Below are 19,207 nucleotides of genomic sequence, written 5' to 3'. Positions count from 1 at the left end.
AGTGCTTGGAAGAGAGAACGACTTCACGAGATCGCGGCCGACAGATGACCTGCATGTCGCTCCGTTCCGCGAGGACGGCGTAACAACTGGCACGCTTACATGGATTTGGTCTGTGGTGGTCGATGGCGAGTTGTATGTGCGGGCCTATAACGGCACATCGTCACGCTGGTATCAAGCGGCAGAGAAACAAAAGGCTGGACAGATCACCGCGGCAGGCAAGACCAACGATGTCACGTTCGAGCTGGTAGATGGTGAGATCAACGATCAGATCGACGCTGCGTATCGCTCGAAGTACGCGTCCAGCAAATACTTGAACCCGATGGTCGGTGATCGCGCTCGTGCGGCTACGGTGCGTATCCTGCCGAAACCCTAGCGATTCCTAATCTCAAGGTGAACGCGTTACAGGAACCAAGGAGTATTCAATGCAGTATGCGTATCTAGGAAGAACAGGTTTACAGGTCAGCCGGCTCGGACTTGGAACAATGAACTTCGGCATGGTGACCGATGAAGCGACAAGCTTCGAGATCATGGACGAGGCCCTAAAGCAGGGCATCATTCACTTCGATACAGCGGATGTCTACGGCGGTCCACAGAAGCCTGACATCGAGAAAGGCTATGGCGTGTCCGAGGAGATCATCGGACGGTGGCTCGCCCAGGGTGGACGACGGGAGCATATCGTTCTTGCCACCAAGGTGTATCAACCGATGGACTTTGGGCCGAATGATCGCAAGCTCTCTGCGTACCATATCCGGAGGGCCTGTGAAGACAGCCTTCGCCGTCTGCAGACAGATCATATCGACCTGTACCAGATGCACCACATCGATCGCCGCACACCGTGGGAAGAGATCTGGCAGGCAATGGAACTGCTGGTGCAGCAAGGCAAGGTGCTCTATGTCGGCAGCAGCAACTTTGCGGGTTGGGACATTGCGACGGCTCAGGGCGAAGCAAAGGCCCGGCACTTCATGGGACTCGCGTCGGAGCAGAGCCTTTACAACCTGACGGCTCGCACGATCGAGCTGGAAGTGATCCCTGCCTGCAAACACTACGGGCTCGGTCTTTTCCCATGGAGCCCTCTCGGAAGCGGCTTGCTCGGCGGCGCACTGCAGAAGGCTAAGGAAGGCCGGCTCTCATCGAAGAGCAAAGAAATCGAGAAGCTGCGCCCACAGTTGGAGGCGTACGAAAACCTCTGCAGAGAGCTTGGAGAGAAGCCTTCGGATGTGGCGATGGCCTGGTTGCTGCATAATCCTGCGGTGACCGCTCCCATCATGGGACCACGAACGAAAGAGCAGCTAACCGAGGGACTTCACGCGCTGGACGTCAAGCTCTCCGAAGACACGCTCAAGCGCCTCGATGAGATCTGGCCCGGCCCGGGCGGAGAAGCTCCCCAGGCGTACGCCTGGTAATCACAATGAACCTGTTCGAAAGGACATCATGAAAATCACACGAGTAGGCACTACACCCTCTATGGTCGGCCCGCAGACTGGTTTACCGGCAATGTTCGCGTGGACTCACTCTTCCCCGCGGATGGCGGCCGTAACTCGAACGGCGGCGTCGTCACCTTCGAACCGGGCGCACGTACCCGCTGGCACACACACCCTGCAGGTCAAACGATCATCATCACGCAGGGACTCGGATTCGTTCAGCGTGAAGGTGGCTCGATCGAGCAGGTAAGGCCTGGGGATGTTGTCTTTTTTGAGGTCGGCGAGAAGCATTGGCACGGTGCCTCCGCTCAAGTTGGCATGACGCACATCGCCATCACGGAAGTGCTCGACGGCAAGGCAGTCGACTGGCTTGAACCCGTCACAGACGAACAGTACACGAAGTGACGCGGTCACGATCACGATCAAGAGCTACCGCAAGTGGTGTCGATTCGGTAGCTGAAGGGTAGGAGGTTCTAGCGTGTTCGAATCACTGAGTGGCGAAACACATTTGTACCCAATTCTTGGCGATCCCATCGGCTTTGTGAAGTCACCTCAGCGCCTTACCGCGAAGTTTGCGGAGCGCCATCACAATGGCGCCTGCGTGCCCATGCTCGTCCCGGAGGGGACACTCGGCGACCTGCTGCGCGGACTGGCCCCCGTTTCCAATGTGCGGGGGCTACTCGTGACCATGCCGCACAAGGGCACTATGTTTCAACACTGCGCGACGTTCTCTGAGACTTCAAAGTTGTTGGGCGTGGTCAGCATTGTTCGGCGTAACGATGACGGTTCGTGGCATGGTGACATGCTTGATGGCCTGGCGTTCGTCGAGGCTCAAAAAAAGGCTGGGGCAAAGATCGAGGGTGCACGAGTTCTCCAGATTGGAGCAGGAGCGGCCGGTAGCGCCATCGCGGCTGCGTTGCTGGATGCGGGGACTCGAGAGTTGATCCTTCATGATGTCGATACCGAGAAGGCTGAGGGATTAGTGCGGCTGTTGGCCCGTCGCGGTCATCTGGCCTCCGGCCGGCCTGATCCCACAGGCTTCGACCTGGTCATCAATACGACGCCGATGGGAATGCATGCGGAAGACCCATTGCCTGTTTCGAGTAAGCTACTCACCGCGTCTATGTTTGTTGGAGATGTGGTCGCGGGACATGGACAAACGCCGCTCTTGAAAGCCGCTCAAGCCGTCGGCTGTAAGACAGCCGACGGCTCCGGGATGGTCGATGCGGGATTGGATCTGATGCTTGACTTTCTTCTGGGCAGGCGATGAATTCCCGCAGGGGCGATCGCTCATGGATAACGAAGGTTCAACTCCGGAGCGAAGGGCCGCGGATCCACATCACGAAACTGTGCGCGTTCAAACTTGTCCCGCATGTGGAACGGCTTGGTCGCGTCGTAGATTGTCTTTGAGGTGACCCCCTTCGCGGGTAGCGTCGGATCGTACTCAGGAGTCTGCGATGGATCCAGGACATGGCAGCTTACGCCGGGGACAACAAGGATGTCCTTACTGCCTTGCATGCGTGTGGTCATTGCCCACAGCACATCGTCGGTCTCGAACATGTCGACGTCTTCATCAATGAGAATAATGTTCTTCATCTCGGAGTAAGTTCCGAAGGCCAGTAGCGCAGCCTGACGCGCGCGGCCATCGTCATAAGCCGAAGTCTTCCTGCAACGAAGTATGCCAAGAAACTTTCCTCCACCAGCAGGATGGCAGTACACGCCGGTCACGAATCCGGGCATCGCCTTGTGACAGATGTCATAGATGCTGCCCTCGGTCGGCAGGCCAGCGAGCGAAACGTGCTCTTCGCCGGGACCTACAAGAGTCTGGAGAATCGGGTTCCTGCGCGTCGTAATGGCCGTGACTTGGATCACCGGAAGCGACTCAGCCGCGACCCCGTTGTATCCCGGGAACTCTGGCATGGCGAACCCTGTGTGCGTGTTCTGATCCTCCGCTTCTCGGACATTGGGAAGAATCTTTCCTTCAATGATGATCTCTGCGTAGGCAATCGCATCGGCCTGCACCGTCACACCTTTCACCAGCTTCACAGGCTCTTGGCGGAGACCGCCCGCCATCCGAAGTTCGTTGTATCCCACCGGCACGGTCGGCATTTCGAATTCAGCGCCGATGTAGATCGCTGGATCAAGGCCCATGTTGATCGTTACTTCCAGTTCCTTGCCATTGGCTTCCTGACGTTGACGGAAAATATCGATGATCCGACCGGGCGCGAAGAAGATCGTCATCTTGTCCTTGCCCTGGACGCAGAGGCGGTGGATCGTCACGTTCGTCCCGAGTTCGGGATCGCTCGCAAGAACTAGACCCATGCAGAAGTACGGTCCCGCATCATGATCGGTATTGGTAGGAGCCGGGAGGATCCTGCGCAGATCAAAGTCCGGGTCGGTAGCCCGGTACACAAGTTCCTGACACTTGGCGTCCTCGGGCCCAGCCTGAACGGGATCGATGCCGTGATTGATCGCGTCGAACAGCTTCTCGGTGAGTTTCTCTTTAGGTGCATCGAGAAGGATGCCTGTTCTCTCACGGCTTGCCAGAAGGCCTACAAGCACGCTCGATCCCGGATAATCTTTGACATTGTTGAAGATCATCGCCGGCCCGGTCTGCGTTGGCCGAACCACGGTTCCGGCTGCACCAATGCGTTTGTAAACACCAGCCAGTTCGCCCTGCGGGTCGACGATGTGATCCGTCTCGATCAACTGTCCCGGATACTTGCGAAGACGATCCAGTGCTGAGCGCAGATCGTTGATGGGGCTTTCCTGTTCTTCGGGAGATAGATTCTGTTTCTCAGTCATGCTGCCGGCTCCTTCTGTTGTTGCGCACTCGGGTTATGGGCGGGCGATCGCTGCTGTGCTGAGGGAGGCCATGCCTGCCCAGCGAGGCAGGTCCACTGGAGCTTCAATATCAAAGAGGTCGAAGACCCGCATGACCGTGTAGTCGATCATCTCCTCGATGCTTTGAGGGCGGCTGTAGAGTGCCGGCACCGGAGGGTAGATGACAGCTCCCATCTGCGTCGCGAGGAGCATGTTTTGCAAATGCGCCTGATTCAACGGGGCCTCGCGTGTCAGCAGGACAAGCCTGCGCCGCTCCTTCAGCGTCACGTCCGCCGCGCGAGTCAGCAGGTTGTAGGGTGCAGCATGCGCGATCGCCGCCAGGCTGCGCATCGAGCACGGCATGACCATCATGCCTGCCGTTCGAAACGACCCACTCGACAGTGTTGCACCAAGGTTTTCGTGATGATGGACATGCGTCGCGAGCGACTCGACCTCGGCTACGGTTACGCCGGTCTCGTGCACGGTCATCTTTGCGCCGCTTGAGATCACCAGGTGTGTCTCCACTCCAAGATCACGGAGCAACGAAAGCGCCCGAACGCCATACGCGATCCCGGTTGCGCCCGAAATCCCAACAATGATGGGCCTCATACTTTATTTCCTCCCAAGCGGACGCTCTGTTTTTGTGTAGACCGCGTTAGGCTTTCTTCGTAGCTTCCACAAAGCGCTTCAACATACGATCCACATCAGGCTCAGTCTGGAAGAACTGCTTAAAGCTCAAGGCTGCCTGCCGCACCGCCATTCCGCCGCCGCCGCATACCTTGCAGCCTAGTTCACGAGCGGTCTTTAGTAGCTGCGTTTCCAGCGGGAACCAAACGATATCTGCGACCCACATGGTGGACTGAAGAAGGTTTTCTTCCACTGGCATACCGTCATGCCCCTCCATTCCAACTGGTGTGGCGTTCACCAAACCGTTCACTTCGTCGAGAGCCTCAGCCGGTGATTTGCTCACCGCGATCTTCCGGTCAGAAAAGTTCTTCGCCAGATGCTGCTGTAGCTTGCTGGCTCGTACGTGGTCGGTATCGAATAGTCGAAGATCTTTGGTACCAAGCTTCAGCAGGCCATATGCGACGGCAAGCCCTGCTCCTCCTGTACCGATTAGCGCAACCGTGCTTAGGTCAACATCCGGCAGCGTAGACCGAAGATTCTCAGAAAATCCGGACCAATCCGTGTTGTCCCCGTAACGCTTTCCATCACGGAAGACGATCGTATTGATGGATCCGATCTCTTCCGCTTCCTTCGACAGGGTATCGACCTGCTTATACGCATCTTCCTTGTATGGGTGCGTTACGTTGAGGCCCGCGAAGCCGATCGATTCGGCAGATTGAAGAAGAGCAGGCAGGAATGACGCCTCACGCTTAGGCTGCTCGAAATCGATAATGCGGTAGACAAGGTCGAAGCCCAGAGCGGCCGCCTCTTCCTCGTGGATCTGAGGTGAAGAAGAGCCTTGAATTCCGTACCCGATCAGTCCTGCCATTGCTTTGTTTGACTGCATGGTTCAAGCCTCCTCAGCTTGCGCTGTTCATTGCTTTGGCTACGCCGCTCTTGCAGCGCGCGACGACAGCAGTAAGTTCTTCCTTCCAGAGTGAGTCAGGCACTCCTTCCGAAAAGAGTTCAACGACAAGTGGGCCTTGGTACCTCAACGCCTCAACACGTTGCAGAAAACCCGCGAGGGGAATCACACCTTCGCCCGGGACGTGACGATCATGAAAGTTTCGGGGCCGCTTCCAGTCAGCGATGTGGACAAGAAAAAGCTTGTCTCCGCAGAGAGATACCTGGTCGAGGGCGCTGCTCTCCCACAGGTTGTAAGCGTCGGCGCAGATACCAAGATTGGGATGGTTCACTTCGTGCAGGAGTTCGAGAGCAACCTCGATGTTGCTGACTGTTGTGCTTCGATTCATTAACGAAGCACCAAGCGGTTCGAACGCAACCTTAACATCGCGCTCCGCAGCATAATCTGCGATGCGCTTATACGCCTCGACAGATCCGCGCCACACCGCATCTTCATTTCCGGTGAAGTCGGCACCAGTATTGGTCGGGATCGACTTCCCTTTCAGGACCACCTTGAAACGATCGATCGCGCGGCACATCAGTTTTATCCGCTCGGTAGGGTCTTTTGGCTCTGCAACGGACATGGAAGGAAACACGGTCAATACCTTGGGCTGCAACGAACTCACAGAGATCCCGGTCTGCACGAGCCAGTCAATCTCTCGCTCAAAGTCGTCGTCGCTGAACTTGGATTCCCAGAGCTCGATTCCTAAACCCGCGGCTTGATACGCCCCGACATCCTGTTTGAGGGACCAGGGTTTCGTCGTTATCTCGCTGATATGAAGTGCTGGGAGCGTTTCCATTTCTTGTTTTCCTTTCATTGCCAGGACATCTGCCGGCGCGAACGATCCAGAGGCCGCAGCGATACCGAGCCCACTCATAAAACGCCGACGATCCATCGCCATCATCCGTCCGAATTTCGTCAAATCTCTTCGATCCGCTATGGCTTCATCAGGAGCCATCCCTTCGTAAGATGACATCGTGGCGATGCATGATATGCGTATCTCGTGATGCCTGCGATAAGCTAATACAATCGTCAAGGAGGCCGTCGATGGAACTTCGACATGTTCGCGCTTTCATCGCGCTTTCAGAGGAATTGCACTTTGGAAGAACCGCAACACGCCTTCACCTGGCGCAGCCCGCATTGAGCCAACAGATTCGTCAGCTTGAAGAGGAGCTCGGATCAGCCCTGTTTTGGCGAAACAGTCATCAGGTCGCGTTGTCGCAGGCGGGAAAAACCTTCCTGCCGCGAGCGCGAGAAGCAGTCGAGGCACTCTCTGCAGGCGCACTCGAGTTGCAAGGTGTGGAGGCTGGAAATACCGGTACCGTCAATATCGGATTCATCAGTACGGCAGCGCTCACACTCATACCTCTGTTGCTTCGGAAGGTGAGAAAGGCCTATCCGGAAATTGAGGTGAACTTGCAGGAAGCAGATGCTTCGCAACAAACGGTGGCTCTGCTTCGAGAAGAGATCGACGTCGGATTGATGCACGTTCGACCCGCGGATTCAGCACTCATCGGCCAGGCGGTCGAGAACAACGAAATGGTACTTGCCTTCAGTTCCAGAGATCCGCGAGCTCAGGATGAGACAGTCAGCTTACGCGCCTTCGCAAAAGAGATCTTCATCATCCCGGAGAAGCTTGAGCACGACGACTTCCGTGAACTCGCGCTTTCCATGTGCAAGAAAGCCGGATTCCAGCCGCAACGTACTCAGCAAGTCCGGATGCTGCAAACAGCCCTCCCGCTAATAGGAGCGGGCGGTGGGTGTGCCATTATGCCAGCAAATTTCAGGACCATTCGCCCAACCGGAGTTGTGATGAAATCCCTCAAAGGCGAACCGCAGCAACTCTCGATCCACGCTGTTCATCGGCGTTCGGAACGGTCCCGTCTGGTCCGGAACGTCACCGACATTCTCACTGAGATAGCATCCTGAGAACGCCAAGGCAGCGGCATCCGAGCTTCCGGTGGAGCGATCACATTTGGTGAGGGCGGCTGACGCCCTAGCGAATGCCCCAAACGTCATCTCGCGCGATAAAGTGTTTCGTAAAGCGAGAAGCGATCGCATCCTTTTTCCATGCGTAGATCGAGGGATGATCGGAACAGCTCCTCAGTGCCGGGGCCGCGCGCCCGCGGCGGATACCTCGCTCGTCAGTCGCGGATACTGACAACAAGCCAACTTCCGGTAACAATCTGCATCAGCCAATGCATCAGCGGTCACGCTTTCATGAGAGGTACAGCGGAATGTATGCCTGGCTGTAGTTGACTGTCTAGACAGTATTGGCAGATAATTCTGTTATGCCAAGACCTCGCAGCGACGACAAACGGAATCGAATTCTGGGGGCGGCAATTCGGGTCATCGTGACTGAAGGACTGAGGGCGCCCACAATGGGCATCGCGAGGGAAGCTGGCATCGCGAACGGTTCACTTTTTACCTATTTTGAAACGAAATCGGAGCTCTTCAACGAGCTCTACCTTGAGTTGAAACAGGAGATGGCGTCAGTTGCCATGAGGGATTTCCCAAAGGATGCGGAGCTTCGAGCGCAGTTCTTCCACATCTGGCGCAACTGGGGTGAATGGGCGCTTCGCTTTCCCGAGAAACGGAAAGCATTAGCTCAACTCTCTGTATCCGATGAGATAACGCCGGAGACGCGGGCAACTGGACACACAACGATGGCTGCGATTGGTGAGTTGCTGCAGCGTGTACGCAGTGCCGGCTCCATGCGCAAGGTACCGATGGGATTTGTTGTTGCACTTATGAACTCGGTGGCGGACGCAACCATGGATCAGATGATCCAGGATCCTGGCCATGCAAAGGCTCATTGCAATAACGGGGTAGAGGCCTTGTGGAGGATGGTCTCCTAATTATTTTGGTCGGTAGATGACTGTCTAGACAGAATTCTATAAGGCACAACTGAAGTCAGTAGACGCATGATCGAAAGCATGTACTTAAGGAGTTTCTATGAAAATGTCTAATAACACGATCCTGATCACAGGCGGCACCAGCGGCATCGGTTACGCGCTCGCCGCGCAGTTGCTTGAGCGCGGAAACACGGTCCTTGTTACCGGAAGAACCGAAGAGAAGCTAGCGATGGTTCGTCAATCGTTGCCCGGTGTCCATACCTATGTAAGCGACGTGGGTGATCCCGCGGCAATCAGGCGGCTCTATTCGGAGGTCACGCGTGCGTTTCCGAGCGTAAATATCCTCATCAATAACGCAGGAATTGGTTTGAAGCGTAACTTGAACGACACGACGGTACGACTGGAAGATCTGGACAAAGAGATTCGAACAAACCTGACCGGTTCCATTCAGATGATTCAGCAATTTCTACCCCAGCTAAAGAGTCAGCAGACAGCGATGATCGTGAACGTCAGTTCGGGGCTTGCGTTCGTTCCACTGGCGGTTAAGCCGATCTACTGCGCAACGAAGGCAGCCGTGCACTCGTACACGCAATCTCTTCGCGTGCAGTTGAAAAACTCGTCGGTCAAGGTAATCGAGCTTGCGCCGCCTGCGGTGAAGACCAACTTCAATAAGGGGCAGGAGGAACTGAATTCGTCTTCTGCCATGGATGTTAACGAATTCGCCAAAGCGTCTATACGCGGGCTGGAACGAGATCACGAAGAGATACTTCCGGGCTTGAGCCGCTTGGCACGTCTGATAGGGCGCCTTGCCCCTCGTGCGGTCTTTATGAAGGCTGAGGCTCAGCGGATGATCGCGGCAAGTGAAACAGAAGCTTTGCTATCACAATAAGAAGTGCGCTGGGCGTCAGTGGTCTCCGCGGATCGTGGCAACATACGCAGGGCGGCCTAGCCAGCCATCTTGCGTGTGAAATCATGCAGGTCCCGGGAGAATTGTTCTGACCTTCTTAGACGACAACGTCCGAAATAGCAGCACCCATGCACTCAACTGTCGAGAAGCGGCCAACGCACGTTTCCAATGCTGGCTCACTCCGAATGACGCCTAACCCTTTAGGGACACGGAGAAAGACTTCAGAATGGCATACTCCGCGGCCTAACCTGTCGAGTGATTCATCTAATCCGCAACGCCGAAGACAGAGTCGCCAACCTGGATATGCGTCACGCCTTTGCCGAAAACGGCCACCGGGTACGTCACATCAAGCCGCACCTTCAGGCCGCGGAAAGCGATTTGCTCGTCAGTATGGAGTTCGCTTAGCCAAGTTCTCAAACTTCAAAAGCGCACTGTGCAGAAGCGCGCTTCGGTTGCCCAATCAATAATCCTGCGGACCCATCTCTTGTAGCAGGCGATTCGATCCTCTGCGATACTTCTGTCCATGGCACGCAAGTCTTCGCAAGAAATCCATTCTGGAAGTTCGGACCAGACCGTGGTGTATGCCACACCAGCGCTCGAAAAAGGTTTGGACATCCTGGAGTTGTTAGCAAGAGATCGCAATGGACTGACCAAGAGTGAGGTCGCGAGAGCGCTGCAACGGACAGTCTCTGAGATCTTTCGTATGCTCGTCTGCCTACAGCGCAGGGGATACATCATTGAGACGCAACAGGATCGCTACGTTCTTTCCCTGCGCCTATTCCAGCTTGTACAGGAGCATCCCCCAACCGAACGACTCCTCTCGGAAGCGCTGCCTCGCATGCATGTTCTGTCTGAAAAGCTCGAGCAGTCATGTCATCTTGGCGTCCTGGAAGCCGGGCACGTCGTGATTCTGGCTCAAACGAATGCGCGGGCGTCCGTGGGCCTGTACGTGAAGGCTGGATCGAGGGTAGACCTGATGGAGGCAGCGTCGGGACAAGTGATCCTTGCACACCTGCCCTCGGAAGCAAGAGAGAAAGCGCTTGCCGACTGGCAGAAAGAGACAGGTCGCAGGGTGCCTGCAGACCTGGGCAGCCACTTGAGAAAGATCGAGCGCCGCGGGTACGAGACGCGGAAGAGCTATCAGGTGCAGGGCGTGATCAATATCTCCTGCCCTTTGATGGGTGAGTCGAGTCGAGCCGTCGCTGCGCTAACCATCCCCTTCATCCACCGGCTCGGTGCAAGCATTCCCCTTCGCGAGGCGGAGCTCATGCTGCGGGAGACAAGCCGCGAGATTTCCAAAGCTATCGGCGCGCCGCATTAAGGAACGGCGATGATCCGAAGCTGTCACGGAAACAGATGGCAGGACGTCGCCCGTGGTTCACATTGTTCGCCAGTAAATGTAAACTCTCGCCTATGAACAGGCGCAACTTCATCCTCTCGGCAGCTTCCGTCGGTATCGGTACCGGCTACGCGCATGGCTTCCCTTTCCTTCTGGAGGGAGCATCGGATGCAGCAAAGACCCGTGCGCATCCCAGCGCCGACCAACTTGCCTGGCAGGATCTTGAGCTGGGCATGTTCGTTCACTTCGCGCCCAACACATGGCAGGATCTTGAGTCGGACGATCTGTCCACACCACTGTCCCGGATAAATCCGCGGGATCTCGATACCGACCAGTGGGCAAGGACTGCTGTCGCTTTGGGTGCGCGGTACCTCGTCTTTGTGGCGAAACACCAGGGCGGGTTCTGCATGTGGCAGACCAAAACCACGGAATACAGCATCCGGAACACGCCCTGGAAGAGTGGCCGAGGGGACGTACTTGCAGAGGTGGCGGCTTCCTGCAAACGCCACGGTTTGAAACTTGGAGTTTACGTCTGTCCTCGTGACGATCACTTCGGCGCTAAGACCGGCGGAGTCTGTGCCACGCCCGAGATGCAGGCCCGGTACGACACCATGTACCGGCAACAGCTCACCGAAGTCCTCGGCAACTATGGTCCCATGGTGGAAGTGTGGTTCGACGGATCCACACGAACGCCTGTAAGTGACCTGCTGGCGCGCTACCAGCCGCATTCCATGGTCTTTCAAGGTTCTGCAGCCACTATACGGTGGGTGGGTAATGAAGACGGCTACGCGCCCTATCCCTGCTGGAACGGCATTGATGCCGAAGAGGCGAAGACAGGCACCGCTACGTCTTTGAACAGCGATCCTTCGGGAGCGGTGTGGATGCCGAATGAGGTGGACGTCTCGATACGGCGTCCGGACTGGTTCTGGAGCACCAAGAATGAGAGCAAGGTTTTAAACGTCGACCAACTGCTCTCGATCTACTACCGATCCGTCGGCCGGGGCGCGCAGCTCCTGCTCAATATTCCCGCAGATAGAAGCGGATTGCTGCCGGCAAAGGACACGGAGGCAGCGACTCAGCTGGGTGCGGAAATTTGGCGGCGCTTTCAGGATCCCGTTGCAGAAACAGCAGGCAGTGGCAGCTCACTCCTGCTGAGCGGCAAGCCGGCGATGCCCATCGACACGATGGTGCTTGCAGAGGATCTACGCTTCGGCGAACGGGTGCGCAGTTACAGGCTGGAGGGTTATAAGGGCGGATCCTGGACACTCCTCGGTAGCGGTTCCGCTATCGGCCATAAGCGCATCCAGCCCATTGCCTCGGCGGTCTACGACAAGGTGCGATTGACGATCACGGAAAGTGTCGGACGCCCGCATCTTCGTTCCATGGTAGCGTTCCATACCGGCCAGGAGCCTCCCACAGCATGGGACGCCCCTGCGCAGCTCTGGGCGGCCAATCTTGTCGGCCGATGGGAAAGTCACACCTTCCATCTGGACCTAACCTCACAGATCAAGGCTGCGGCCCAATATCGGCTTCGCTTCATTCCACTTGCTGGCACTGTGAAAGGGCTCAACAATCTTTCGTTGCGCCTGCACGGAGTCGATGAGCCTGACCTGCTCAAGCGAAGCCCTGCTCATGTCGATGAACTTGTCCTGGACATCACGGGTGTTGCGGAAACGGTTGCCATCAGTGGAACGGTAGTGGGTGCGGAGCGAGGCTCCGTGACGCTGCAGAAACTCTAGTCGGACGCCTTCACCGGTGCTCCGCTGTGAAGCCAGCCGAAGACCGCGACCACGGCATAGCACGCCAGCACCGGTGCATAGCCCAACGCATAACTGCGTGTTGCCCGGGCGACCAGGCCGAGCAGGGGCGGTATCACCGCCGCACCTACCACCGCCATCACAAGCAAGGAGCTTGCAAGCTCTGTCTTCGCACCAAGGCCCTTAATCCCAATGGAAAAGATCGTTGGGTACATCACGGACATGAAGAAACTTGTGACGACAAGGGCAATCGCCCCCGGCAGCCCCGGACGCAGTACTGCAAATCCAAGGACAAGAATGTTCACCAGGGCGTAAGCGGTCATCATGCGCACGGGGCGGAACCGCCGCATGAGGGATGTCGAGAAGATGCGGCCAGCGGCAAAGGCGACCAGATTGCCAGTGAGAAACAGTGCGGCCGTTCGCTCGGATGTTGCGGCGTATTGCTTGGTGTAGGGGATAAATGCCGACCAGGTGCTGACCTGCGCACCGCAATAACAGAACTGTGCCGCGACTGCGGCGAGTACCTGGGGCGTGCGAAGTATCTGCACGATTTGACGACCGAGATGCTCTGGCGGTGCGCCGGCATTTTGCCGGAGAGTCGTATTGAAGCGTGCAAACGCGATAACGCCCGCCAATGCGAGCACAACACACCCCAGGGTTACGTAGGGTGGGACGACACGCATCAGCTCGCTATGCAGGTAATGCGTGTACTGGCCATGCTGCTGCAGCGCAAGCACCTGCGCTGGCGTCAGCTCAACACCAGAAAAGATGAAATAGGTGCCGACTAAAACTCCGCAAATGGTTCCAGGTGGATTGAAACTCTGAGCGAGGTTCAGTCGCCGCTCCGAGCTCTCAGGTGGTCCCGATTGCGCAATGAAAGGGTTGGCGGTGGTCTCCAGAACTGCCGATCCGCAACCGACAACGTACAGCGCAAACAGCATCAAGGAGTAGCGACCAATGACAGCGGCTGGCCAGAACAGCAGCATACCCGTCCCGAACAGGCCAAGGCCAATCAGGATCCCGCGCTTATAGCCGTGGCGTTTCGTCACGAGGGCTGCCGGCAGAGCCATGCAGAAGTAGCCGAAGAAGACCGCTGTCTGTACCAGCTGTGCCTGCAGCGGAGACAGATCAAACGATTTCTTGAATTGCTGCACCAGCACATCGGTCAGATTGTTGGACATGCCCCATAGAAAGAAGAGTGCCGTGACCAAAGCGAACGGGATCAGGCCGCTTTTGGGAAGCAGCGATGCACTCGCCGACTGTAGGCGCCCTTCCGTCGGATCGAAGCTGGGGTTTGTGTTCACCGGATCTGCTTTGCCGCTGGGCGTCCCACCGGCGATAACCCGTAGAACAGACACGCCGTACCGCCCATGATTTGCTGCTGCTCATCTGCCGACATGGAATCTACCCAACGCTCCAGCGACTGCCACCAAGCTGAGTAAGAGGTCGCGACAAGGCAAACGGGCCAGTCAGAACCTGCCATACATCGCTGCGGCCCAAAGGCTCCCAGGCACGTATCAAGATATGGTGCCAGATCGGCCGCGGTCCAGCCGTCCCGCTTAGCTTCGGTCGCCAGACCCGAAAGCTTGCAGAAGACATTGTGACGGCGGCCGAGGTCGCGGAGCAGCCCGGCCCAGGGTTCCACTTCACCTTGTGCTATCCGGGGCTTCCCGGCATGGTCCAGTACGAACTTTTGATTGGGATGCAGGTCGACGAAACGGATGGCTTCTTCAAGCTGGGAAGCGCGGATCAGGAGATCGTATGTGATGTCACGCTGCGTAAGCTGACGCATACCCTCCGTCAATGCTGAATCCATCAGGAAGCCATCTGGCTTGTCTTGAAGGATCTCGCGAGCGCCGACAAAAGTTCGATGCGAACTGAGTTCGTCCAGAGCCTTAGAGAGTTTGTCGCTGTCATTGAGTGGCACCCATCCAACAACACCACCGATCGATTCGGACTGCTCTGCACACTTCAGCAACCAAAGGGTCTCGGACAGCGATTGGCGAGCCTGCACCACTACGCTTGCGTCTACGTGTGCCTCTTTAAGAGCAGCCTCGAAGTCCGCTAGCAGGAAGTCGCGGCGGAGTGCAGCGGCTTCGTCTTCAATCCACGAAAACTCGTCAACGTTGTAATGCCACAGGTGATGATGTGCGTCCACTCGCATCGCGCTCACCCTTCTACCCGAAACCGGGAGACATGCCTTTAGGCCGATTGAAGAATCACGTTCGAATACTGGGCCGTTCCCGCGGAGCGGACGAGACCGATTGCATTAGGCACCCTTTGCTTCACCGCTTCATGAGGCTCGAAGGTCAATTCTGGTAATAATTCACGGAAGCTGTGCAGAAGGTTCTCATCATTGTGCTCTTTGAATTCGCTCGCCATCCACGCGTGCCCAATCGAGAAGTTAGGAACGATCGCCCGCAGTACATCCAGGACGGTCGGGATGTCATCCACCAGTGCCAGATCCACCGTTTCGATCTGCGGCCAGAATGGAAACCCACGATCCGCAATCACCAGGGTGTTGGTATGCCGGACGCGGCTTAGCAGCGAGTTGAGTTGCGGATGCAGGATACCGGAACGCAGCATAAGAACCTCCGATCGTTTAACGGGTCCGGTTGCGCAGCGTGCCAATGCGCTCGACTTCAAGCAGCATCTGCTCCCCGGGTTTGAGCCACCGTTGTGGAGTGCGGCCAAGTCCAACGCCCGGCGGCGTTCCGGTACTGATGACATCACCAGCCTCCAAAGGAACGATCGAAGAGATGTATGCGATCAGCTCCGGGACACGGAAGATGAGATCACGAGTATTCGCAGATTGCATCACCTCTCCGTCCAGGGTCAACTTGATATCCAACGCGTGTGGGTCGGGGACTTCGTCGCGAGTGACGATGCATGGACCCATCGGTGTGAAGGTCGGAAAGCTCTTGCCCAGCGTCCACTGCGTCGTTGCAAGCTGCACAGCGCGTGCACTCACGTCATTCACAATGGTGTAGCCAAAAACATGATCTTCCCAGTCGCCGGCGGCAATGCGGTATCCGGGCCTGCCGATGACAACACCCAGCTCCACTTCGAAGTCTGGCTGGAGGGCTTCAGGCGCCAGGATCACATCCTCTTCGGGCCCGATAACGGAGGAGGACAGCTTCATGAATACGGTCGGCACACTCTGCACAACCATCTTCGACTCTGCTGCATGCTCACGGTAGTTGAGACCTACTCCAAAAATGCGCGGCGGCCGCTGGATAGGGGCAAGCAGTTTAACCTCACTCAGCGCGAGAGTCTGTGCCTCCAGGGCAGGCTGCGTGTCACCACTTTCGATGAACGCAAGCACTGGATCACGATCGGAGCCCACGAAGGGCCTCACTGCATCGCCTTCCAGCAGACCGGCACGCGTTGAACCGCCGTCCTTATGCCTGTACGAAATCAGCTTCATGGGGAGTTCCTCTCCAGGCGTCCCCGCCTGGATATCTATATTGTTCGATCGATTCCGGACGCATCTCGCCGCTATATCCCGGCAGTTTCGGCAACAGGTAATGTCCTCGCTCAATGCGAACGGGATCGACGAAATGTTCGTGTAAGTGTTCCACGTACTCGATCACCCGATCCTGCAGCGAGCAAGAGATCCCAAGGTAATCGAATACGGAGAGGTGTTGAACGTATTCACATAATCCGACTCCGCCTGCGTGGGGGCAGACCGGCACACCGAACTTTGCAGCCATCAGCATGATCGCCAGATTCTCGTTGATACCCGCGACGCGACAGCTGTCGATCTGGCAGACATCGATTGCCTCTGCCTGGAACAACTGTTTGAACATCACGGCATTCTGACAATGTTCCCCGGTTGCGATTCGCACCCCGGTCTCGCGCCGGATACGGGCGTGCCCGAGGATGTCGTCGGGACTCGTAGGCTCTTCCATCCACCATGGCTGAAGCTCACGAAGCAGCAGTGTGCGGTCAATCGCCTGCTGGACGCCCCACCGCTGATTCGCATCGACCATGAGACGATTCGCCCAGCCAATCTCTTCCCGCACGATCAAACCACGACGCAAATCATCTTCGGGCGTTCCGCCGACCTTCAGCTTGAAATGCGTCCAGCCTTCAGCGAGGGCTGCGTGGCAAAGGTTCCGTATTTTTTCGTCGCTGAAACCGAACCAGCCAACCGACGTCGTATACGCGGGATATCCCGTACGCTCCAGCTGGCGCAGCCGTTCTGCCTGGCCCTGCTTTCCTCCCCGCAGGATCGTGAGAGCTTCTTCCGGCGAAAGCGCGTCGGCAATGTAGCGAAAGTCGATGGCAGCAACTATCTGTTCTGGTTGCATGTCCATCAGGAGCCGCCACACAGGCTTCCGCTCGCAGCGCGCGTAGAGGTCCCAGACGGCGTTCAGCATGGCTCCGCACGCGAGGTGCACCACGCCCTTGTCCGGACCGAGCCAGCGCAACTGCGTATCGCCCGACAACTCCATCGCAAACGCATTCAAGTCTGCCGTAATTTCATCCAGAGCACGGCCTTCGACTTTGCTCGCCAGATACTCCAGAGCCTTGACGACGATGTCGGTACCGCGGCCAAGAGTGAACGTAAGGCCATGTCCCTCTTCGCCGGTACTTGTTTCAAGGATGCAGTATGCCGCCGAATAATCCGGGTCCGTGTTAACCGCATCCGATCCGATGTGTTCGCGAGACGTTGGGAAACGGATGTCGAGGACCCGCACCTTCGTTATCACAGGTCTTTCCACTTGCAAACGCCCTTTCAGCTCTTCGACTATTCTCGTTCTCAGCAGACCCTGGGATGCTTACCGCATTCCAACGGAACAGATTGCTGCAGTTTATGGAGTTGGGTCTTTTTTTGTCAATGAAATAGTGGTTTCATATGAGGCAAGACAATGCACGCGAGTTCAACCGCGCCGAGTGCACTAGAGGTGGATCGGAAGATGTTTAGCTTAACGGGAAAGCGAGCCGTAGTCACGGGCGCAGCCAGCGGAATCGGTCTTGCCATTGCAAAGAGTTTTGCCAGTGCTGGAGCGGCCGTGGTCGTATGCGATCTGGTGCCGGATGCGGTCGCAGGTGTCGCCACAGCGATCGCAGAGCACACAGGTGCTGAAGTACTCGCCAGGACTTGCGACGTGTCCAGCGAAGACGCCGTCAAGGAGGTCTTCAACGGGCTCGGGCCGCTGGACATCCTGGTCAATTGTGCAGGGATCGCCCACGTTGGGCGACTGGAAAACACTACCGCAAGCGATCTTGACCGCCTGTACGCAGTGAATGTGCGCGGCACCTTTCTTTGCATGCAAGCAGCTTTGCCGCTCTTACTGGAACGCGGTGGCGGATCGATTTTGAATATGGCCTCCATCGCGGCGACTGCGGGTCTCAACGACCGGCTGGCGTATTCGATGTCCAAGGGAGCTGTGCTGTCGATGACGCTCTCCGTCGCGCGGGACTATCTGGCGGCAGGTATACGCTGCAACGCGATCTCGCCGGCACGCGTTCACACGCCCTTTGTCGATGGTTTCGTCGCGAAGAACTATCCGGGGCAAGAAGCTGCAAAGCTCGAGGAATTGGCGCGGGCGCAGCCGATTGGCCGCATGGGAAAGCCTGAGGAAATTGCTGCTCTCGCGCTGTACCTCTGCTCGGATGAAGCATCGTTTGCTACCGGCTGCGACTACCCGATCGATGGCGGATTTCTTCACGTTCGGTAGGGGATGGCAATGAATCTCGGCATGGATGGCCTTGTATTTCTGGTAAGTGGCGGCGGGTCAGGCATAGGTCAGGCGGTGACGCGGCAATGCCTGGAAGAGGGTGCGACCGTTGTGGTCGCTGGACGCCATACGCCTGAAGTGATGGCATTCGAGACAGAGATGAAGGCATCGGTTTCTTCGCGATGCCGTTTCTTCCAGGCAGAGCTTGCGGATCCGAGGCAGTGCGAGGCTGCCATTGCCTTCGTGCGCGACAGCTTCGGTCGCCTGGATGGCCTGGTGAACAATGCGGGGGCCAACGATAATGTTGGTCTTGAGACGGGGAATCCGCTCCGCTTCGAAGAGAGTCTTCGGCAGAATCTCTTGCACTACTATTCCCTTGCGCACTTTGCTCTGCCCATGCTGAAGGAAAGTCACGGCTCCATCGTGAACATCAGCTCGAAGGTTGCCGTCACCGGCCAGGGTGGCACCTCGGCTTACGCAGCCGCCAAAGGCGCGCAACTGGCACTCACACGCGAGTGGGCTGCGGAGTTACTTCCCTATGGCATTCGTGTGAACGCCGTCGTGCCTGCTGAGGTGGTCACGCCCTTATATGAGCAATGGCTCGCTCAGCAACACGGAGGTACTGGCCTTGCAACTGTAGGTGCGCGCGTCCCTCTTCAGCACCGCATGACTCGTGCATCGGAGATCGCCTCTGCTGTGGCCTTTCTGCTATCACCAACGCAATCCGCCCACACAACCGCCCAGCATGTCTTCGTCGACGGTGGTTACACCCACCTGGATCGTGCGCTGACGTCCGGCGCCGACGCCACCTAGCCCACGGCGCAAACGCAGCGTAAGCCGGTAGTGCA

The 19,207-nt window shown here is 57.1% G+C and carries 21 protein-coding genes; 11 read left to right on the top strand and 10 right to left on the bottom strand.

All coding sequences use genetic code 11. From position 1 onward, the window contains the following. The first annotated feature begins 1 nt into the window (after position 1). From BLW03_RS16865 to BLW03_RS16850, 4 genes are all read left to right on the top strand, one after another. A complete protein-coding gene (locus BLW03_RS16865; RefSeq protein ID WP_074655199.1) occupies positions 2-373 on the top strand; it encodes a DUF2255 family protein in 372 nt (123 codons plus the stop codon). A gap of 49 nt (positions 374-422) precedes the next feature. Next, complete coding sequence (locus BLW03_RS16860; RefSeq protein WP_074655198.1) at positions 423-1,403, top strand: aldo/keto reductase; 981 nt, start codon at positions 423-425, stop codon at positions 1,401-1,403. A gap of 99 nt (positions 1,404-1,502) precedes the next feature. Further along, positions 1,503-1,826: a (R)-mandelonitrile lyase gene (locus BLW03_RS16855; RefSeq protein WP_083350594.1), complete on the top strand. Its 324-nt coding sequence runs from the start codon at positions 1,503-1,505 to the stop codon at positions 1,824-1,826. Between the two features lie 73 nt (positions 1,827-1,899). After that, positions 1,900-2,691 carry a shikimate dehydrogenase family protein gene (locus tag BLW03_RS16850; RefSeq protein WP_074655197.1) on the top strand — a complete coding sequence of 264 codons (792 nt, stop codon included), beginning with the start codon at positions 1,900-1,902 and terminating at the stop codon, positions 2,689-2,691. A 20-nt stretch (positions 2,692-2,711) separates the two neighbouring features. Here the strand turns inward: BLW03_RS16850 and BLW03_RS16845 are convergent, their stop codons facing one another. Genes BLW03_RS16845 through BLW03_RS16830 form a run of 4 tightly spaced genes read right to left on the bottom strand, consistent with a single transcriptional unit; the run spans position 2,712 to position 6,790 of the window. Further along, a complete protein-coding gene (locus tag BLW03_RS16845) occupies positions 2,712-4,226 on the bottom strand; it encodes a UbiD family decarboxylase (protein WP_074655196.1) in 1,515 nt (504 codons plus the stop codon). 33 nt (positions 4,227-4,259) lie between these two features. Continuing rightward, positions 4,260-4,853 (bottom strand): UbiX family flavin prenyltransferase, encoded by a 594-nt coding sequence (locus BLW03_RS16840; RefSeq protein WP_074655195.1) that lies wholly within the window; start codon positions 4,851-4,853, stop codon positions 4,260-4,262. Positions 4,854-4,899: 46 nt separating this feature from the next. After that, positions 4,900-5,757, bottom strand: coding sequence for a shikimate dehydrogenase (locus BLW03_RS16835; RefSeq protein WP_074655194.1), 858 nt, complete (start codon positions 5,755-5,757; stop codon positions 4,900-4,902). Positions 5,758-5,770: 13 nt separating this feature from the next. Continuing rightward, positions 5,771-6,790 carry a sugar phosphate isomerase/epimerase family protein gene (locus BLW03_RS16830; RefSeq protein WP_083350593.1) on the bottom strand — a complete coding sequence of 340 codons (1,020 nt, stop codon included), beginning with the start codon at positions 6,788-6,790 and terminating at the stop codon, positions 5,771-5,773. Between the two features lie 71 nt (positions 6,791-6,861). Here BLW03_RS16830 and BLW03_RS16825 point away from each other — a divergent pair, with 71 nt between their 5' ends. From BLW03_RS16825 to BLW03_RS16815, 3 genes are all read left to right on the top strand, one after another. Further along, complete coding sequence (locus tag BLW03_RS16825; RefSeq protein ID WP_074655192.1) at positions 6,862-7,743, top strand: LysR family transcriptional regulator; 882 nt, start codon at positions 6,862-6,864, stop codon at positions 7,741-7,743. A gap of 362 nt (positions 7,744-8,105) precedes the next feature. Then, positions 8,106-8,672 carry a TetR/AcrR family transcriptional regulator gene (locus BLW03_RS16820; RefSeq protein WP_074655191.1) on the top strand — a complete coding sequence of 189 codons (567 nt, stop codon included), beginning with the start codon at positions 8,106-8,108 and terminating at the stop codon, positions 8,670-8,672. Between the two features lie 97 nt (positions 8,673-8,769). Continuing rightward, positions 8,770-9,558, top strand: a complete 789-nt coding sequence (locus BLW03_RS16815; RefSeq protein WP_074655190.1) for an SDR family oxidoreductase — start codon at positions 8,770-8,772, stop codon at positions 9,556-9,558. 282 nt (positions 9,559-9,840) lie between these two features. Here the strand turns inward: BLW03_RS16815 and BLW03_RS20695 are convergent, their stop codons facing one another. Next, on the bottom strand, positions 9,841-9,993 hold the full coding sequence (locus BLW03_RS20695) for a hypothetical protein (protein ID WP_170835061.1): 153 nt from the start codon (positions 9,991-9,993) through the stop codon (positions 9,841-9,843). A gap of 106 nt (positions 9,994-10,099) precedes the next feature. Between BLW03_RS20695 and BLW03_RS16810 the strand changes: the two genes are divergently transcribed. Next, positions 10,100-10,897, top strand: coding sequence for an IclR family transcriptional regulator (locus BLW03_RS16810; protein WP_074655189.1), 798 nt, complete (start codon positions 10,100-10,102; stop codon positions 10,895-10,897). Between the two features lie 92 nt (positions 10,898-10,989). Further along, complete coding sequence (locus BLW03_RS16805) at positions 10,990-12,654, top strand: alpha-L-fucosidase (protein WP_074655188.1); 1,665 nt, start codon at positions 10,990-10,992, stop codon at positions 12,652-12,654. Here BLW03_RS16805 and fucP read toward each other — a convergent pair. Genes fucP through BLW03_RS16780 form a run of 5 tightly spaced genes read right to left on the bottom strand, consistent with a single transcriptional unit; the run spans position 12,651 to position 17,387 of the window. Further along, the gene (gene fucP / locus BLW03_RS16800) at positions 12,651-14,030 is read right to left on the bottom strand and encodes an L-fucose:H+ symporter permease (protein ID WP_244502133.1); all 1,380 of its coding nucleotides are present in this window, start codon (positions 14,028-14,030) and stop codon (positions 12,651-12,653) included. The two genes, BLW03_RS16805 and fucP, sit on opposite strands and share 4 nt — an antisense overlap. Further along, the gene (locus BLW03_RS16795; protein WP_074655187.1) at positions 13,973-14,836 is read right to left on the bottom strand and encodes an amidohydrolase family protein; all 864 of its coding nucleotides are present in this window, start codon (positions 14,834-14,836) and stop codon (positions 13,973-13,975) included. Before BLW03_RS16795 ends, fucP begins: the two co-directional genes overlap by 58 nt. Positions 14,837-14,874: 38 nt before the next feature. Beyond that, entirely contained in the window at positions 14,875-15,258 is a 384-nt protein-coding gene (locus tag BLW03_RS16790; RefSeq protein ID WP_074655186.1) for an RbsD/FucU domain-containing protein, read from the bottom strand. A gap of 16 nt (positions 15,259-15,274) precedes the next feature. After that, on the bottom strand, positions 15,275-16,099 hold the full coding sequence (locus BLW03_RS16785) for a fumarylacetoacetate hydrolase family protein (protein WP_074655185.1): 825 nt from the start codon (positions 16,097-16,099) through the stop codon (positions 15,275-15,277). Continuing rightward, positions 16,074-17,387 (bottom strand): enolase C-terminal domain-like protein, encoded by a 1,314-nt coding sequence (locus BLW03_RS16780; RefSeq protein WP_244502132.1) that lies wholly within the window; start codon positions 17,385-17,387, stop codon positions 16,074-16,076. Before BLW03_RS16780 ends, BLW03_RS16785 begins: the two co-directional genes overlap by 26 nt. A gap of 207 nt (positions 17,388-17,594) precedes the next feature. Here BLW03_RS16780 and BLW03_RS16775 point away from each other — a divergent pair, with 207 nt between their 5' ends. Both BLW03_RS16775 and BLW03_RS16770 read left to right on the top strand, forming a co-directional pair. Continuing rightward, positions 17,595-18,359: an SDR family NAD(P)-dependent oxidoreductase gene (locus BLW03_RS16775; protein ID WP_074655183.1), complete on the top strand. Its 765-nt coding sequence runs from the start codon at positions 17,595-17,597 to the stop codon at positions 18,357-18,359. A 21-nt stretch (positions 18,360-18,380) separates the two neighbouring features. Continuing rightward, on the top strand, positions 18,381-19,172 hold the full coding sequence (locus BLW03_RS16770) for an SDR family oxidoreductase (RefSeq protein WP_244502131.1): 792 nt from the start codon (positions 18,381-18,383) through the stop codon (positions 19,170-19,172). Positions 19,173-19,207 lie beyond the last annotated feature (35 nt).

Origin of the sequence: Terriglobus roseus (assembly GCF_900105625.1) — a bacterium.
In the GTDB taxonomy this organism is placed as follows: Bacteria; Acidobacteriota; Terriglobia; order Terriglobales; family Acidobacteriaceae; genus Terriglobus; species Terriglobus roseus_B.
This window is presented reverse-complemented; position numbering and strand designations above follow the sequence as displayed.

Excerpts from the sequence above, each read along its gene's own strand:
- BLW03_RS16820 (WP_074655191.1), top strand. The coding sequence starts at position 8,106 with ATGCCAAGACCTCGCAGCGACGACAAACGGAATCGAATTCTGGGGGCG.
- BLW03_RS16770 (WP_244502131.1), top strand. The coding sequence starts at position 18,381 with ATGGATGGCCTTGTATTTCTGGTAAGTGGCGGCGGGTCAGGCATAGGT.
- BLW03_RS16795 (WP_074655187.1), bottom strand. The coding sequence starts at position 14,836 with ATGCGAGTGGACGCACATCATCACCTGTGGCATTACAACGTTGACGAG.
- BLW03_RS16810 (WP_074655189.1), top strand. The coding sequence starts at position 10,100 with ATGGCACGCAAGTCTTCGCAAGAAATCCATTCTGGAAGTTCGGACCAG.
- BLW03_RS16805 (WP_074655188.1), top strand. The coding sequence starts at position 10,990 with ATGAACAGGCGCAACTTCATCCTCTCGGCAGCTTCCGTCGGTATCGGT.
- BLW03_RS16825 (WP_074655192.1), top strand. The coding sequence starts at position 6,862 with ATGGAACTTCGACATGTTCGCGCTTTCATCGCGCTTTCAGAGGAATTG.
- BLW03_RS16790 (WP_074655186.1), bottom strand. The coding sequence starts at position 15,258 with ATGCTGCGTTCCGGTATCCTGCATCCGCAACTCAACTCGCTGCTAAGC.
- BLW03_RS16785 (WP_074655185.1), bottom strand. The coding sequence starts at position 16,099 with ATGAAGCTGATTTCGTACAGGCATAAGGACGGCGGTTCAACGCGTGCC.
- BLW03_RS16860 (WP_074655198.1), top strand. The coding sequence starts at position 423 with ATGCAGTATGCGTATCTAGGAAGAACAGGTTTACAGGTCAGCCGGCTC.
- BLW03_RS16845 (WP_074655196.1), bottom strand. The coding sequence starts at position 4,226 with ATGACTGAGAAACAGAATCTATCTCCCGAAGAACAGGAAAGCCCCATC.
- BLW03_RS16835 (WP_074655194.1), bottom strand. The coding sequence starts at position 5,757 with ATGCAGTCAAACAAAGCAATGGCAGGACTGATCGGGTACGGAATTCAA.
- BLW03_RS16830 (WP_083350593.1), bottom strand. The coding sequence starts at position 6,790 with ATGTCATCTTACGAAGGGATGGCTCCTGATGAAGCCATAGCGGATCGA.
- BLW03_RS16775 (WP_074655183.1), top strand. The coding sequence starts at position 17,595 with ATGTTTAGCTTAACGGGAAAGCGAGCCGTAGTCACGGGCGCAGCCAGC.
- BLW03_RS16815 (WP_074655190.1), top strand. The coding sequence starts at position 8,770 with ATGAAAATGTCTAATAACACGATCCTGATCACAGGCGGCACCAGCGGC.
- BLW03_RS16840 (WP_074655195.1), bottom strand. The coding sequence starts at position 4,853 with ATGAGGCCCATCATTGTTGGGATTTCGGGCGCAACCGGGATCGCGTAT.